Below are 14,588 nucleotides of genomic sequence, written 5' to 3' on the forward strand. Positions count from 1 at the left end.
TGCGTACTGCCCGCTCCTGGTCTTCGGCGTCGCTGACCAGCTCTTTCAGCGACAGCGGCTTTTCAAAGCGCACCAGGGTTTGCCGGCCGTGCACCAGGATGGTGAACAGCTGGCGCAGGCCGCCGCGTGGCGCCCAGCTTTCGGAAAACAGCAGCTTCCAGATCGAGCTTTCCTTATCGCTACGATCAGGCGTGCGACCCCACAAAATGGTCACCGGCACCAGCTGCGCGTCGAAGTCGGGCCGGCCTCGCACTGCCTGCACCATGCGTTCCATGCGCGGTGAGTTGCCGGCGGTGGCCGAGCGGCCGAACCAGCGCTCGGCACGGGTGGTGAAGAAAAAGGCGCGATCCTCGCGCACACCCTCGGCGCTCAGCCCTTCAAGCGGCGAGGGCAGGCCGGCGGCCAGCACTTCGCGTTCCAGCACCAGGATATTGCTGAGCAGGCGGCGTTGCAGCACATAGCAAACCGGCCGTGCCGGGTCGATGCCCAGCGCCTGCGGCGATTCAGACAGCAATTGGCTGCGCACGGCAGTAAACAGCAGCTTGCGCGCCAGCAATAAAAAAGGCCTTTCCAGGCCAAGATATTTGAGCATTGCCATAGTCGATGCAAGAAACAGGCGGCGATTATAAACGCCAACCGGCCAAGCGCATGCTTGAGCGGCTGGGCGGCGCGGCTTCAACAGGGGTGAAAAGCCGCTTGCGGCACATTCCCCAGAACAAGCAGGGTAGCTTGAAAACCTGATTTATTCTGCGCTTGCGTACAAGAAATGCTTGCGCGGAATCACCCGTGCGCAGAGGCGGTAGCGCTCCCCCTCGGCTACTTGGCCGGCGTACCGGCTCCCCGTCGGGCGCCACCACTGCAAAATCCTGACCGGAAAGCAAAGCCTGTAGACACAGAGAGCAGGGAGGGCACAGAGCGCACAGAGAAAGACAAATCCAGCCCGGTTTTCTCTGTGTGCTCAGTGGTCTCGATGCACGCTGTGTCTACAGGTTTTCTGGTGGCAGCTTGGTTCGCTCCACGCTACCTTACAAGCCCAGCCGTTGCCAGATGGTGCTGGGCGCACCCGCCGCATTCAGGGTGTAAAAATGCAGGCCTGGTGCGCCGCCGTCGAGCAGGCGCCGGCACAGATCGGTGACGACATCGAGGCCAAGTGCCTTGATCGAGGCTACATCGTCGCCATAGCTCTGCAGCTTGAGACGCAGCCAGCGCGGGATCTCAGTGCCGCATGCATCGGAAAAACGCGCCAGCTGGCTGAACTGGTTGATCGGCATGATGCCCGGCACCACCGGAATATCCACACCGCGTGCGCGTACTTCATCGACAAAGGCGAAGTAAGCATCGGCATTGAAAAAATACTGGGTAATGGCCGAGTTGGCGCCAGCCTTGGCCTTGCGCACGAAATTGCCCAGATCGTCGTGGGCGGTGCGGGCCTGCGGGTGGTATTCCGGATAGGCGGCAATTTCGATATGGAACCAGTCGCCATGCTCGGCGCGGATGAATTCCACCAGCTCATTGGCATAGCGGAACTCGCCTACCTCGACCATGCCGCTGGGAATATCGCCGCGCAGGGCGACAATGCGGCGGATACCGGCATCGCGATATAGCTGCAGCAAGCTGCCAACATTGGCGCGGGTCGAGCCGATACAGCTCAAATGCGGTGCCGCCTGCAGCCCTTCGGACTGGATTTCCAGCACGGTATCGATGGTGCCTTGCTGGGTAGTGCCGCCAGCGCCGAAGGTCACTGAAAAGAATTCCGGCTTCAACTGCGCCAACTGGCGCCGCGTATTGCGCAGTTTTTCAATGCCTTCGGCAGTTTTGGGCGGGAAGAATTCGAAGCTGAACGATGGACTGGTCACGGCGTGGCTCTAGGTAGATACATTGACATGAATGCTAGCACTCAAAGATGCGTGTCTAAATGAATTCGACGCATGTCGATATGCGTATTGGCGGGGGGAGGCCATGCATCTACCACCCAAGCGCAGGGTGGTGCTTGCCTGGTCTGACCAAGCCAGTTCGCCTGGATCGGCAGCCAGAAAGGGGGGGCTACGAGAGGACGGGCCGCATTGTTCGCGACTTGGTGTTTCAGCAATGATGTGGCGCAGGGAGCCAATGGCCGGTGTGCGCCAGAGCCATGGCGCATCGCAATGCCGCGGTCACGCAATTTACGGCCCGATGGTGGCGTGGATCAGGCAAGAAATTAGGCCCGGTGATCATCCGGGCCTTGTGTGTGGTGGACCGAAGGAGGATCGAACTCCCGACCTCTGCATTGCGAACGCAGCGCTCTCCCAGCTGAGCTATCGGCCCGAAAACCTCGCAAATTCTAGCTTGCTCGCCTTTGCGGCGACAAGCTGGCCGGTGAATCTGGCAGAATCGGGTATCCCCTTGTATCCGGAGTGCTTTTCGATGGATGTCGCAGCCTATATGACCGGGCTTGGCCGTGCTACCCGGGCGGCTTCACGCGCGCTGGCGCGTGCTGATACCAATGCCAAGAATCGGGCCTTGCTGGCCATGGCGGCAGCCATCGAGCGCGATGCCGATCTGTTGCTGGCGGCCAACGCCGCCGATATGGAAGCGGCGCGTGCGGCTGGCCTGGAGGCGGCCTTGCTCGACAGGCTGGCCTTGACTGCCAAGGGCGTTGCCAGCATGGCGGAAGGGCTGCGCCAGATTGCGGCCTTGCCTGATCCGATTGGCGAGATGAGCGACTTTGCCTATCGGCCGTCCGGCATCCAGATCGGCAAGATGCGGGTACCGCTCGGAGTGATCGGCATCATCTATGAGGCTCGCCCCAATGTGACGGCCGATGCAGCGGGCCTGTGCCTGAAGTCGGGCAATGCAGCCATCCTGCGTGGCGGCTCCGAGGCGGCACGGTGCAATCAGGCGATTGCTGCCTGCGTGCGCGAGGGTTTGCGCTTGGCCGACCTGCCGGAAAGTGCCATCCAGGTGGTGGAAACCACCGATCGCGCGGCCGTGGGGGCCCTGATCACCATGACCGAGTTCGTGGATGTGATCGTGCCGCGTGGCGGCAAGGGCCTGATCGAGCGGGTGAGCCGCGAAGCGCGGGTGCCGGTGATCAAGCATCTCGATGGCGTGTGCCATGTCTATATCGATAGCGATGCTGATATCGAAAAAGCCATTCCGATAGCCGACAACGCCAAAACTCATCGCTATGGTACCTGCAACACCATGGAGACCTTGCTGCTGGCCGAGTCTGTCGCCGCAGAGGTGCTGCCGCGACTGGGCCGCATTTATGCCGACAAGGGGGTGGAGCTGCGCGCGTGCCCAAGCGGCAAGGCGCTGCTTGAGGCGGCCGGCCTTGCCGACATCAAGCTGGCGGTCGAGGCCGACTGGTCGGCGGAATATCTGGCGCCCATCCTGGCGGTGCGGGTGGTGGCGGATATTGATGCTGCGATCGAACATATCAATACCTATGGCTCGCATCACACCGATGCCATCGTGACCGAAAACTACAGCAAGGCGCGCCGTTTTCTGCGCGAGGTGGATTCGGCCAGTGTGATGGTCAATGCCTCGACCCGATTCGCCGACGGCTTCGAATATGGCCTGGGCGCTGAAATCGGCATTTCCACCGACAAGATCCATGCGCGCGGCCCGGTGGGGCTGGAGGGGCTGACCAGCCAGAAATGGCTGGTGCTGGGTGATGGACAGATACGTGGCTGAGCTGGCGCCGGCGCCGGCCGCAATCCTCGATGCCACAGGCCAGCCGATACAGGGGCAGTTCGCCGGCCGCTGCGCCGCCATCGATTGGTCGCAGCTGCCCGCTGATTTGCGCCGTTCTGCCTTGTGGCGGCGATTGCATCACAAGCGCTGGCAATACATCGGGGTGGCTGGTGCCGATTGCTTTATCGGCTGCGCCATCGTCGATGTCGGCTGGACCAATACCGCCTTCGCCTATCTGTTCGACCGCAGGCAAGGCCGGGTGGTGGCGGGTGTTTCGCGCGACGGCCTGCCGGGTGTGACGGCGAGGGTGGCCGATGTTCCCGCGACGGGTGCGGCAAGTCGTTTCAGCTGGCTGGCAGCCTCGTTGGCCTTTGTCGAGACGGCTCCGGGGCGGTTCGCCCTGCGTATCGATGCGCCGGGCGGGTTTTCGGTCGCTCTGGAGCTACACGACCCCGGCACACCATGGCTGTTTGCCTGTGGCCAGGTTGCGGGCGGAGTGTGGCATTCAACCCATAAATCGTCGGCACTGGCGGTGAGCGGCTCCGCCAGTGTAGGCGGACAGCGCTATGCGCTTGATGGCGCCCATGCCAGCCTCGATCACTCCAATGGCCTGCTGCCGCGCGATACGCAATGGCGCTGGGCGTCGGCCCATTCGCCAGCGCTGGGCTTCAACCTGCAGTCCGGCTATTTTGCCGACCAGGAAAACGCACTATGGCTCGATGGCAGGTTGATTCCGCTCGGTTCGGCGACGTTCCGGTTTGACCCGGCCAATACGCTGGCTGTCTGGCATATCCACACCGACGATGGTCTGCTTGAGCTGGAATTTCGCCCGGAAGGCGAGCGCCGCGAGGATCGCAACCTTCTGGTGGCCGCCAGTCGCTACGTGCAGCCGGTGGGGACGTTTCATGGCCGTGTGCGTGCGGCGGCTGATGCGCCGTGGCGCACGGTGAGCAATCTGCTCGGCGTGGCAGAAGATCATCATTCGCGCTGGTAGGAAGCGAACATATCGACTAAGTTGGAAAGGCACTGCGTCGTCAGTGGCAATCCCAACGTGGTCGGTTCAGGCCCCCTTTGTCGTCGGTCATCGTCTCAGGAGCTGTTATGTTGAGTCTCTCCTTCTCCCAGCGTGCGTGGGCAGCGTTTGCTGTGCTGGCGATCCTCAATCTGCTGACCGCCCTGGTGGCCAGCATGGGTGGTGGATCCGGCGCTACCTGGGGGGCGGCGGTATTCGGCGCCTTGGTCGCCTTGGGCGGCGGTGGCTGGTGGATCAACCGGGCCAGCTCGGCGCTGGACAAGGTCAGCAACGCACTCAAGCGTATCGAGCAGGGCGACTTCAAGGCGCAGATCCGCGTTGATGCGAGTGACGAATTCTCCAGCATGATGCTGTCGGCGCAGTCGCTGGCTGGCAATCTGGCCAAACTGATGGGCGATGTGATGGCGGCTTCGCTGAAGATTGCCGATCAGTCCGACCACCTCGACCGCGCGGCCGAAGCGCTGGCAGCGCAAACCGGACAGCAAAGCGCTCAAGCGGCCCAGGTAAGTGCGGCTACCGAGCAGATGAGCATGTCGGTCAGCGAAATCAGCAAGGTGACCGGCCAGACCGCCGAGAGTGCCATGGAAGCAAAAACGGTGGTGCGCGAGGGCGAGCGTAATATGCAGGCCAGCATTGCGTCGACGCGCCGCATTGTCGAGGTGGTGGGCGAAGCGCGTGCCACGCTGGATGATTTGAACCAGGCAGTGGAGCGTATCGGCAACCTGACCTCGGTGATCAAGGAAATCGCCGACCAGACCAATCTCTTGGCCCTCAACGCCGCCATCGAAGCCGCACGTGCTGGTGAATCCGGCCGTGGCTTTGCCGTGGTGGCCGATGAAGTGCGCAAGCTGGCCGAGCGCACCGCCCAATCGACCCAGGACATCAACAACAATGTCGCCAATATCCAGCTGGTGACCCAGGCAACCCTGATGACCATGAGCGATGCGGCAGCCGAAGTTGAAAACGGTACCGCCGCCATTGAAGCCACCAGTGAAAACCTGCAGGCAGTGGCACAGGCGGCCGATCGCACCGTGGGCATGACCGGGCAGATCGTCGATACGCTACGCCAGCAGTCCACCAATGCCGAAGACGTGGCGCGTACCATCGAACGGATGGCGGGCACCATTGATGCCAATAATCGCGAAGCGCAAGACGTGGCCAAGGCGGCCGACCGTCTGGCCCAGACGGTCACCACCCTGAAAGCCATGGTGGCCAAATTCGAAAAGGTCTGAGTGGGTCAAGGTGAACTGCCAGCCAATTCAAATACTTAGCGTTATTGTTGCAATTTGCGTACAATCGCGCCTTTATTCACATCGCCGCCTACGCAGTGTGGCATCGACGGTGTTATCCGCCAGGTCGGAAAACTCGTTCGTAGCCCGGCCTGCCTGGCGGCATTTGCTTTGTAGCCATGACTGACAAACTACTCTCCATTGCCCAGATGCGTGACATTGCCGTTGCCGCGCTGGAAGACGTAAAAGCCGAAGACGTGCTGGTGCTCGACACCACCAAGCTCACGCCCATGTTCGAATGCATGATCGTGGCCTCCGGTAATTCCAACCGCCAGGTCAAGGCCTTGGCCAACAATGCCCGCGAAAAGCTCAAGGAAGCCGGTGCCGAGATCCTCGGCATGGAAGGTGACCAGACCGGCGAGTGGGTGCTGCTCGATGTCGGCCCGCTGATCGTGCATGTGATGCTGCCGGCGGTACGCGATTACTACAATATCGAACAGCTGTGGGGCGGCCAGAAGCCGACCTTCAATCCTACCCGTCCATGGGAAGCTGCCATCCAGGCGCACGACGATCCGCAATAAGCGTGCATCGTCAGCAGTGGCGGGTTGGCTCGGCCAGCCTGCCGGTGTTGCTTCCCGGCTGAGCGGCAAGCGCAGCTGTGCCGCAAAATCCACCTGCGGGCCGGCGCCAGGGCCGGTGTATCCATGAAGCTATTCATCATTGCAGTCGGCCACAAAATGCCCGATTGGGTCGAGACTGCGTTCCGCGAATACACCAAGCGCATGCCGCGCGAGGCGCAGATCGAACTGCTTGAGCTCAAGCCGGGCCAGCGTGCCGGTTCCAGCGTCGAGCGGGCCATGGAAACCGAGCGCGACCGGATTATGGCTGCGCTGCCATCGGGCTGCCGAAAGGTGATTCTCGATGAGCGCGGTGCCGCCTGGACCACCATGAAACTGGCCGAGAAGCTGCAGGCCTGGCAACAGGATGGCCGTGATGTCGCTTTCGTGATCGGTGGCGCCGATGGCCTGCATGCCGATGTAAAACGTCTGGCGGATGACTTGATCCAACTCTCCGCGCTTACCATGCCGCATGGCATGGTGCGCGTGTTGTTGGCCGAACAGCTGTACCGCGCAGTGGCGATCAATCAGGGTCACCCTTATCACCGAGAGTAGTTTTCATGAGCAAACCCCTGATTTACCTTGCTTCCGGCAGTCCGCGCCGCCGCGAGCTGTTGACGCAGATCGGCGTGCCCTTCGAGCGCATCAGCAGCGAAGTCGACGAGACACCACTGCCGGGCGAGGGGGCTCACGCCTATGTGGCACGCCTGGCGCATGCCAAGGCGTTGGCTGGTGTTGCCATGGTGCGCCAGGCGGGCCTGCCACAGCGCTTGCTATTGGCGGCCGATACCACGGTTGCACTGCAAGATCGCATTTTGGGCAAGCCAGTCGATGCGGCCGATGCAGTGGCCATGCTCAGCCAGCTGTCCGGGCGTCGTCACGAGGTGCTGACCGGTGTGGCTGTTGCCGATGGTGAGCGTGTCGAGGTAGTGGTGTCGGAAAGCGTGGTGCAGATGCGCGAGCTGAGTGCCACCGAAATCGCCGCCTATGTCGCCACCGGCGAGCCGCTGGACAAGGCGGGCAGCTATGGCGCGCAAGGGCTGGGGGCGGTGCTGATCAAGGATTTGAGCGGGAGTTTCAGCGGCGTGGTGGGCTTGCCGCTGACCGAGACAGCTGCCCTGCTGCAGCGCTTTGGTTACCCATTCTGGCGCTAGCGGGCAGCGAGCCCTGTATCAAGGCTGTTTCGTCGCATTGGCGTGCGCCGGGGCCGGCTTTGGTGGGGCGGGTGCTGCGACTGGCGTAGCGGCCGGTTTGGGCAGGGCGCTTGGTCCGCGCAATTCAAGTAGGCGCTTTTTGTCGGCCTCAGCCTTGGCTTTGACGTCGATGATTTCCTGCTTCTTCTTGGCGATGCCGGTTTCGATCTTGGCAAGGTCAGCCTTGCGCTCTGCCAGCTCGGTCTGCATATAGTCAGGCACGTTCTTCTTGGCCTTGGCAATGCGCTCGATCTGCTTGGTGTTCTCGGTAATGCGGTTCATCAAGGCTTCGTAACGGACTTCTTCGGCTGCGATGCTGGCCTGCAATTGCTCGAGGCTTTGATCGCGGATGCGGTCGATTTCAGCGGTATTGCTGAAGCTCTCCACCAAGGCGCGATCTTTTCGCCTCGACTCTTCCAGTGCGCGTTGCTCTTCCTTCTGCTTGGCCAGCTCCGCTTCCTTGGCTGCGCGTTGCTCGGGGGTCAACAGGCCTTCCACCTGCTTCACCCGCATACCCTGGCTGTTCATTTCCGTCAGCCCCTGTTTGGCAGGGGTAGGTGGCGGCTTGTCGCTGTACTGCACCTTGCCGTTTTCATCGACCCATTTGTAGATGGCGGCCGATGCAGGCAGGGCAGTCAGGGCGAACAGAAGGCAAAAAGTGCGAAGCATTGATCTCGGATCCTTACACTACGCCATATTCGGCGCGGTACCGCTCGACCGCCAGCAAATTCTGTTCCAGCTCGGCCTGCCCTTTCAGATAGTCGATCAGATCAGTTAATTTTGCGATGGAAATGACCGGAATGCCGTACTTCGCTTCTACTTCCTGTACTGCCGACAGGCTGCCCTGGCCGCGCTCCTGGCGATCCAGCGAAATCAGCACGCCGGCCGGCTCAGCCCCCTGGGCGCGGATCAGTTCAACCGATTCACGCACCGAGGTGCCGGCGGAAATCACATCGTCGATGATCATCACCCGTCCTTTGAGGGGGGCGCCGATCAACACACCGCCTTCGCCATGGTCTTTTGCTTCCTTGCGGTTGAAGCAAAACGGCACATTCTTACCTTTTGCGGCAAGTGCGGCAGCGGCGGTGGCGGCGAGGAAGATGCCCTTGTATGCGGGGCCGAACAGCATGTCAAAGGCAACGCCAGAGCCGATTGCCGCATCGGCGTAGTAGTCAGCCAGGCGACCGATGGACGCGCCGTCATGGAACAAGCCGGCATTAAAGAAATATGGCGATTGACGACCCGCCTTGGTCTGGAACTCGCCAAAGCGCAGTACCTGTTGCTGGACGGAGAAGGCGATAAAGTCGGTGTGGGACTGGCTCATGGGAAGCGAGATTCTGTGCGGGTTTCGAGAATTTATAGCATATCATTCCCGCTCCTTCCTCGCCCCACCTGCCATCGTCATGCGTATTGTCTCTGCCAATCTCAATGGTGTCCGTTCTGCTGCCAATAAAGGCTTTTTCGACTGGTTGGCGCAAAGTGGCGCTGATGTGGTCTGCGTGCAGGAATTGAAGGCGCAGCTCGCCGATATGAGTGAGGCGATGCGTGCGCCGGTTGGCTATCAAGGTTTTTTCCATCCGGCGGAAAAGAAGGGCTATAGCGGCGTAGGCATCTACACCCGCACTGCGCCCGATCAGGTGATCGAGGGCTTGGGCATTGCCGATATCGACGCAGAGGGGCGCTATCTGCGCGCCGACTTTGGCAAGCTATCGGTGATTTCGCTCTACCTGCCGTCCGGTTCATCCAGCGAAGAGCGGCAGCAGATCAAGTTCGCCTTTATGGCGCGCTTTATGCCGCATATGCAGCAATTGCTCGCCGAGGGGCGCGAGATCGTGCTGTGCGGCGATTGGAATATTGCTCACCAGCCGCTGGACCTGAAAAACTGGAAAGGCAATCTGAAGAATTCCGGCTTTCTACCCGAGGAGCGCGCCTGGCTCACCGAGCTGTTCGGCCTTGGCTGGGTGGATGTGTGGCGCACGCTGTATCCGGAGCTGCCGGGTTATACTTGGTGGTCCAATCGCGGCCAGGCTTATGCCAAGGATGTGGGTTGGCGTATCGACTACCATATTGCCACGGCAGGCTTAGCGGCGACCGCCACATCCGCCAGCATCTACAAGGAGGTCAAGTTCTCGGACCATGCCCCCTTGATCGTCGACTACGACTTTGCCTGAGCCGGCTCGTTCCATGGGGCCACGCGCAGCAGCATCAGCATGCCGGGCAGGCCCAGCGCGAAGCACAGCCAGAAATAGTGTTGCCAGCCCATTTGAGCGACCAGCCAGCCGGCACTGGAGCTGAACAGCGTGCGCGGCAGGGCCGCCAGGCTGGTGAACAGGGCGAACTGGGTGGCGGCAAAGCGCGGATCGGTGCTACGGGCGATAAAGGCGGCAAACGCCGACGTACCAAGACCTACCCCAAGGTATTCCAGACCGATCACCCCGGCCAGCCACCACAGATTGTGGCCAATCTGCGCCAGTGCGGCAAAGCCGAGGATGGCACATAGCTGCACCGCGCCAAACAACCATAGTGCGCGGTTGATGCCGAGCCGGATCATCCACAGCCCGCCGATGATGCCGCCAATGACCGCCGGCCACAGGGCAGCATGTTTGGCTACCAGGCCGATTTCGCTCTTGCTGAAGCCCAGTTCCAGGTAGAAGACCGTCGACAAGGCGGTCGCCATGCTGTCACCGAGCTTGTACAGGAAGATGAACAGCAGCACTGCCAGCGCGCTACCCCAGCCCTGGCGGCTGATGAATTCGCGAAACGGATCGATCACCGCACCGCGCAGGCTGGTGGGCGTGGCCTGGCTGCCGCTGTCGGGCATCAGCCACAAGGTGGCGATCAGGCCGGGCAGCATGAATAGCGCGGTGATCAGGAATACGCTGGACCAGGGCAGGTGGTCGGCGAGGATCAGCGATAGCGAGCCCGGTACCAGCCCGGCAATGCGGTAGGCATTGACGTGGATGGTATTGCCGAGGCCGAGCTCGGCATCGGGCAGCAGCTCGCGCCGATAGGCATCCAGCGCGATATCGAGGGTGGCGGACGCCAGGGCAACGGCAACGGTGAGTGCTGCGATGGCACCCAGCTGGCCGGCGGGCGTCAGCAGGCCCAGCAAGGCAATGCCGATGGCAAGCAGCAGTTGCATCAGCGCCATCCAGCCGCGCCGCCGCCCCAGCCTGTGCGTGGCAATGCCGTAGCGGTCCAGCAGGGGCGACCAGAGGAATTTCCAGGTGTAGGGCAGCTGTGCCAGACCGAACAGACCAATCGCCTTGATGTCGATCTGTTCGGTTTTAAGCCAGGCGGGCAGCAGCTGGATCAGCAGATACAGCGGCAGGCCGGAGCTGAAGCCGGTGAACACGCAGGCCAGCATGCGTTTGTTGAGTAATGCACTGCTCCATGATTCTTTGGCTAACATGACGCTATCGTGTGGCAAGGAACACGGAACCATATCAGGAATGGCTGCCTTGCAGGCATGGATGCATGGCCTGTTTCCTGCTTTGTTGTGCATTTTTTCCGGGAGGATCTGATGGAAGCAAGTTTCAGCCTGAACGACAACACGGCGCGCATCACCCTGAGTGGCGACTTTACTTTCGAGGCGCATCGCTCCTTCAAGGAAGCTGGCCAGCATGCGCTGGACAGTGCCAATGCCAGCGCATTGGAGATCGACTTTGCGGCGGTGGACTATATGGACAGCGCAGCGCTGGGCATGTTGCTGCTGTTGCGTGAACGCTTCGGCGCCCGACCCATTCGCCTGATCAACACCCGTGGCACGGTCAAGGCGGTGCTTGATGTGGCCAATTTCGGTCGATTGTTCCAGTTCGAATGAAACAGCTTCTGTATTTGCATGGCTTCAACAGCAGTCCGGCCTCGATCAAGGCGCGCCAGACCGGTGAGTGGCTAGCGGCACGCGGCTTGCAGGATCACTTTGTCTGCCCGGCGCTGCCGTACTCGCCCGCGGCAGCCGCCGCGCTGATCGAACAACTGTTTGCGCGGCTGGACCCGGCCGACACCACGGTGGTGGGCAGCTCGCTTGGCGGCTTTTATGCGAGCTGGGTGGCGGAACGCTTTGGCTGTCAGGCCGCCCTGATCAATCCGGCCGTGCGGCCGCAGCGCCTGTTGATCGACTATCTCGGGCCGCAGCGCAATATGTACAGCGGCGAGACCTATGTGCTCGAGCGTCATCATATGGCGGAGCTGGCAAGCCTGGAGCCTCCGGCCATCACGCCGCAGCGTTACTGGCTGCTGGTAGAAACCGGCGATGAAACCCTCGATTATCGCGATGCTGTCGCTTACTACGCGGGCTGTCGCCAGACTGTCATCGAAGGGGGTGACCACAGCCTGCAAAGCTGGACCCTGCTCTTGCCGCAAGTGATGGCCTGGGCCGGGCTGGTCGCCTGAGCGCGTGTCGCCCGTGGCGACTTGCGTGCAACCCGATCAAATACAAACGCCCGGCAAGCCGGGCGTTTGTACTGGTGCCTGAAGTCGATTACTTGGCGTCAGCCGTTTTCTTGGCGGCATTGGCAAAGTCGCCGGCATACATCTGCACCAGATGGGCCGGGTCGATGTATTTGCGGATGGCCGCATTCACCTCGGCCACCGTGGTGGCATTGAGGCGCGTTTCCTGCTCGGCGGTCCAGGCCATGGTGCGCTTGATATGCGCCTGGGCGGCCAACTTGGCGGCGAGGCTACGATCCTGGCTGCGGCTGATGGTGGCCTCCTGCAGCATGCCGCTCTTGGCTTCGGCCAGCTCCTGCTCGGTAATGCCATCCTTGATCAGCAGGGCCACCTCTTCGTTGATGCCATTACGCAACTTGTCGAGGTTTTGCGGCGCATAGATCGCATACATGCCGATGGCGCTGTTGTTTTCCTCGGCATTGGCCGCCAGCCAGCCGCCAGTGCCATAGCTGATGCCTTCTTTCTGGCGCAGCCGGTCGATCAGCCGGTTCTTCATCTGGCCGCCTCCCAATACCCGGTTTGCCAGCGAGAGGGCAACAAAGTCCGGGTCGCTGTCCTTGATCGCCACTGGCAGGCTGGCGATATAGAAGGCATTGGCCTTGTCCGGGGTCTCGAAGGTTTGCGCGGCGGCCTTCGTGGCGCGGTATGGATTCGCGACGCGGGCATAGGGCTGCTTGCTCTTCCAGTCACCGAACAGCTGCTTGAGCTGCGTTTCGCTTGCAGCCTGATCAAAGTCGCCAACCAGGGCCAGTTCGCCATGGTCGCTGCCATAAAAGCCGGCGTGGAAGGCCTTGACATCGCTAGCCTGCAAGGCCTTGATGGCGGCAACCATTTCGTCGAACGTTTCCTCGTAGCGGATATCGCCCTTGGGGTAGGGGTTGTCGTAGCGACTCAGCGCGTTCTGCGCCACGCCTTCCGGCTGGCGGCGCTGCTCGTCGATATTGGTCAGCAGCTCGGTTTTCAGTACATCGAGCTCGCTGGCCGGGAAGGTCGGGCTGCGTAGCACATCGCGCAGCAGGGCCAGCAACTCAGGCAGTTTGTCGCGGCGCGTGTCGAAGTTGACGCTGACCCGCCCACCCTGTGCACCGATACTGAGCTTGGCCTTCAGCTCATCCAGGCGCTCGGCAATCTGCTGGCGATTGAGCTTGCCAGCGCCACGCAGCAGCATGTCGGCGGTGGCTTCGGCAATGTACTTTTTGCCGAACAGGCTCTTTTCATTGCCGATGTTGAGCACCAGGCTGCCGTGCACGGTATTGCCGCGGGTCTGCTTGCTCAGTGTGACCAACTGCATGCCATTGGGCAGGGTGGTGCGTGCCGTGCGTTTTTCGATATTGCTGGCGCTCGGGTCGAACACTTCGCCTGCGGCCAAAGCGGCCTTGCCCTGGTAACTTGCCAGGAGCTGAGGTACATCGACCGCTGCCGGCATGGCCACCCGGTCCGGCTTGTCGGTGGGGATGAACTGGCCCAGCGTGCGATTTGAGGGCTTCAGATAGTTCTCGGCTACGCGCTGCACATCCTTGCTGCTCACCGCCTCGATGCGGTCGCGGGTCAGGAACATCAGGCGCCAGTCGCCCTGGGCGATCGATTCGGATAAGGCCACGCCGAATCTCACCGGGTCGTTCAGGGTTTTTTCGAAGTCATTGAGCAAGGCGGTCTTGGCGCGTTTGACCTCGGCCTCGGAAATCGGCTGTTTCTTGATGTCTTCGACCACTGACAGCAAGGTGCGGCGGGCTTCGTCGCGCGATTGCTGCTTGTTCAGGGTGACGAAGAAGGTCATGGTGCCGGGGTCGTGCAGGCCGGCGGCCCATGAGCCGATGCCGGCGGCCTTCTTTTGCTCGACCAGGGCCTTGTGCAGGCGGCCGGTCGGTGTGTCGCCAAAAATCTGCGACAGCACCCACGAGGAGGCGGAGTGCGGGGGCGCAGCCTGCGCGATGTGGTACATCGCGTTTACCAGCTGGGTGTCGCCGACCCGTGACAGATTGACTTCGCGGGCGCCGTCCTGCACCGGTTCAACCGTCCACAGTGGCTCCAGCGTGCGGCTGGGCTTGGGGATCGCGCCAAAGTGGGTATTGATGCGTTCCAGCGTCTTTTGCTCATCGAACTTGCCGGTGACGATCAGCACGGCGTTGTCGGGCTGGTAGTAATTGCGGTAGAAGGCCTGCAGATGAGCGATATTGACGTTTTCCACGTCGGCACGCGCACCGATGGTGGTCTTGCCATAGTTGTGCCACTGGTAGGCCGCCGCGCTCATCTTTTCATACAGGATATTGCTGGGATTGTTTTCGCCGCTTTCCATCTCGTTGCGCACCACCGTCATTTCGGTGTCGAGATCGCTGCGGGCGATATGGGAATTGACCATGCGGTCCGCTTCCATCTTCAGCGCCCAGTC

Annotated in this window: 15 protein-coding genes and 1 tRNA gene; 9 read left to right on the forward strand and 7 right to left on the reverse strand. The window is 61.5% G+C overall.

Annotated features, from left to right (window positions below):
- The 3 genes from ACE3OH_RS10905 to ACE3OH_RS10915 form a co-directional block, all read right to left on the reverse strand.
- Positions 1–598, reverse strand: a 598-nt coding sequence (locus tag ACE3OH_RS10905) for a hypothetical protein (protein ID WP_374352014.1), incomplete at its 3' end; no start/stop codon positions are given.
- A gap of 427 nt (positions 599–1,025) precedes the next feature.
- Positions 1,026–1,856, reverse strand: a complete 831-nt coding sequence (gene metF / locus ACE3OH_RS10910) for a methylenetetrahydrofolate reductase [NAD(P)H] (RefSeq protein ID WP_374352017.1) — start codon at positions 1,854–1,856, stop codon at positions 1,026–1,028.
- A 372-nt stretch (positions 1,857–2,228) separates the two neighbouring features.
- A tRNA-Ala gene (locus ACE3OH_RS10915) sits at positions 2,229–2,304 on the reverse strand.
- Between the two features lie 21 nt (positions 2,305–2,325).
- On the opposite strand from ACE3OH_RS10915, the gene ACE3OH_RS10920 reads away from it, so the two are divergent.
- The 6 genes from ACE3OH_RS10920 to ACE3OH_RS10945 all read left to right on the forward strand — a co-directional run bounded on the left by ACE3OH_RS10920 (position 2,326) and on the right by ACE3OH_RS10945 (position 7,708).
- Positions 2,326–3,675: a glutamate-5-semialdehyde dehydrogenase gene (locus ACE3OH_RS10920; RefSeq protein ID WP_374352020.1), complete on the forward strand. Its 1,350-nt coding sequence runs from the start codon at positions 2,326–2,328 to the stop codon at positions 3,673–3,675.
- Positions 3,656–4,669, forward strand: a complete 1,014-nt coding sequence (locus ACE3OH_RS10925) for a DUF2804 domain-containing protein (protein WP_374352024.1) — start codon at positions 3,656–3,658, stop codon at positions 4,667–4,669. The genes ACE3OH_RS10920 and ACE3OH_RS10925 overlap by 20 nt, the downstream gene beginning before the upstream one ends.
- Before the next feature lie 107 nt (positions 4,670–4,776).
- Complete coding sequence (locus tag ACE3OH_RS10930) at positions 4,777–5,940, forward strand: methyl-accepting chemotaxis protein (RefSeq protein WP_374352027.1); 1,164 nt, start codon at positions 4,777–4,779, stop codon at positions 5,938–5,940.
- 176 nt (positions 5,941–6,116) lie between these two features.
- A complete protein-coding gene (rsfS, locus tag ACE3OH_RS10935; protein ID WP_374352031.1) occupies positions 6,117–6,518 on the forward strand; it encodes a ribosome silencing factor in 402 nt (133 codons plus the stop codon).
- Between the two features lie 123 nt (positions 6,519–6,641).
- A complete protein-coding gene (gene rlmH, locus ACE3OH_RS10940) occupies positions 6,642–7,109 on the forward strand; it encodes a 23S rRNA (pseudouridine(1915)-N(3))-methyltransferase RlmH (RefSeq protein WP_374352034.1) in 468 nt (155 codons plus the stop codon).
- Positions 7,110–7,114: 5 nt separating this feature from the next.
- On the forward strand, positions 7,115–7,708 hold the full coding sequence (locus ACE3OH_RS10945) for a nucleoside triphosphate pyrophosphatase (RefSeq protein ID WP_374352037.1): 594 nt from the start codon (positions 7,115–7,117) through the stop codon (positions 7,706–7,708).
- An 18-nt stretch (positions 7,709–7,726) separates the two neighbouring features.
- Here the strand turns inward: ACE3OH_RS10945 and ACE3OH_RS10950 are convergent, their stop codons facing one another.
- Positions 7,727–8,416, reverse strand: a complete 690-nt coding sequence (locus ACE3OH_RS10950) for a DUF4124 domain-containing protein (RefSeq protein ID WP_374352040.1) — start codon at positions 8,414–8,416, stop codon at positions 7,727–7,729.
- A gap of 13 nt (positions 8,417–8,429) precedes the next feature.
- Complete coding sequence (gene pyrE / locus ACE3OH_RS10955; RefSeq protein ID WP_374352043.1) at positions 8,430–9,071, reverse strand: orotate phosphoribosyltransferase; 642 nt, start codon at positions 9,069–9,071, stop codon at positions 8,430–8,432.
- 79 nt (positions 9,072–9,150) lie between these two features.
- On the opposite strand from pyrE, the gene ACE3OH_RS10960 reads away from it, so the two are divergent.
- Entirely contained in the window at positions 9,151–9,918 is a 768-nt protein-coding gene (locus tag ACE3OH_RS10960) for an exodeoxyribonuclease III (RefSeq protein WP_374352046.1), read from the forward strand.
- Here ACE3OH_RS10960 and ACE3OH_RS10965 read toward each other — a convergent pair.
- Positions 9,903–11,159 (reverse strand): AmpG family muropeptide MFS transporter, encoded by a 1,257-nt coding sequence (locus tag ACE3OH_RS10965; RefSeq protein ID WP_374352049.1) that lies wholly within the window; start codon positions 11,157–11,159, stop codon positions 9,903–9,905. The genes ACE3OH_RS10960 and ACE3OH_RS10965 overlap by 16 nt on opposite strands.
- A 111-nt stretch (positions 11,160–11,270) precedes the next feature.
- On the opposite strand from ACE3OH_RS10965, the gene ACE3OH_RS10970 reads away from it, so the two are divergent.
- The gene (locus ACE3OH_RS10970) at positions 11,271–11,570 is read left to right on the forward strand and encodes an STAS domain-containing protein (protein ID WP_374352052.1); all 300 of its coding nucleotides are present in this window, start codon (positions 11,271–11,273) and stop codon (positions 11,568–11,570) included.
- Complete coding sequence (locus ACE3OH_RS10975) at positions 11,567–12,142, forward strand: YqiA/YcfP family alpha/beta fold hydrolase (RefSeq protein ID WP_374352055.1); 576 nt, start codon at positions 11,567–11,569, stop codon at positions 12,140–12,142. The genes ACE3OH_RS10970 and ACE3OH_RS10975 overlap by 4 nt, the downstream gene beginning before the upstream one ends.
- An 88-nt stretch (positions 12,143–12,230) precedes the next feature.
- Here ACE3OH_RS10975 and ACE3OH_RS10980 read toward each other — a convergent pair.
- Positions 12,231–14,588 (reverse strand): M16 family metallopeptidase (locus ACE3OH_RS10980; protein WP_374352058.1); only part of this gene is annotated, 2,358 nt, incomplete at its 5' end.

The organism is Chitinimonas sp. (assembly GCF_041904975.1).
In the GTDB taxonomy this organism is placed as follows: Bacteria; Pseudomonadota; Gammaproteobacteria; order Burkholderiales; family Chitinimonadaceae; genus Chitinimonas.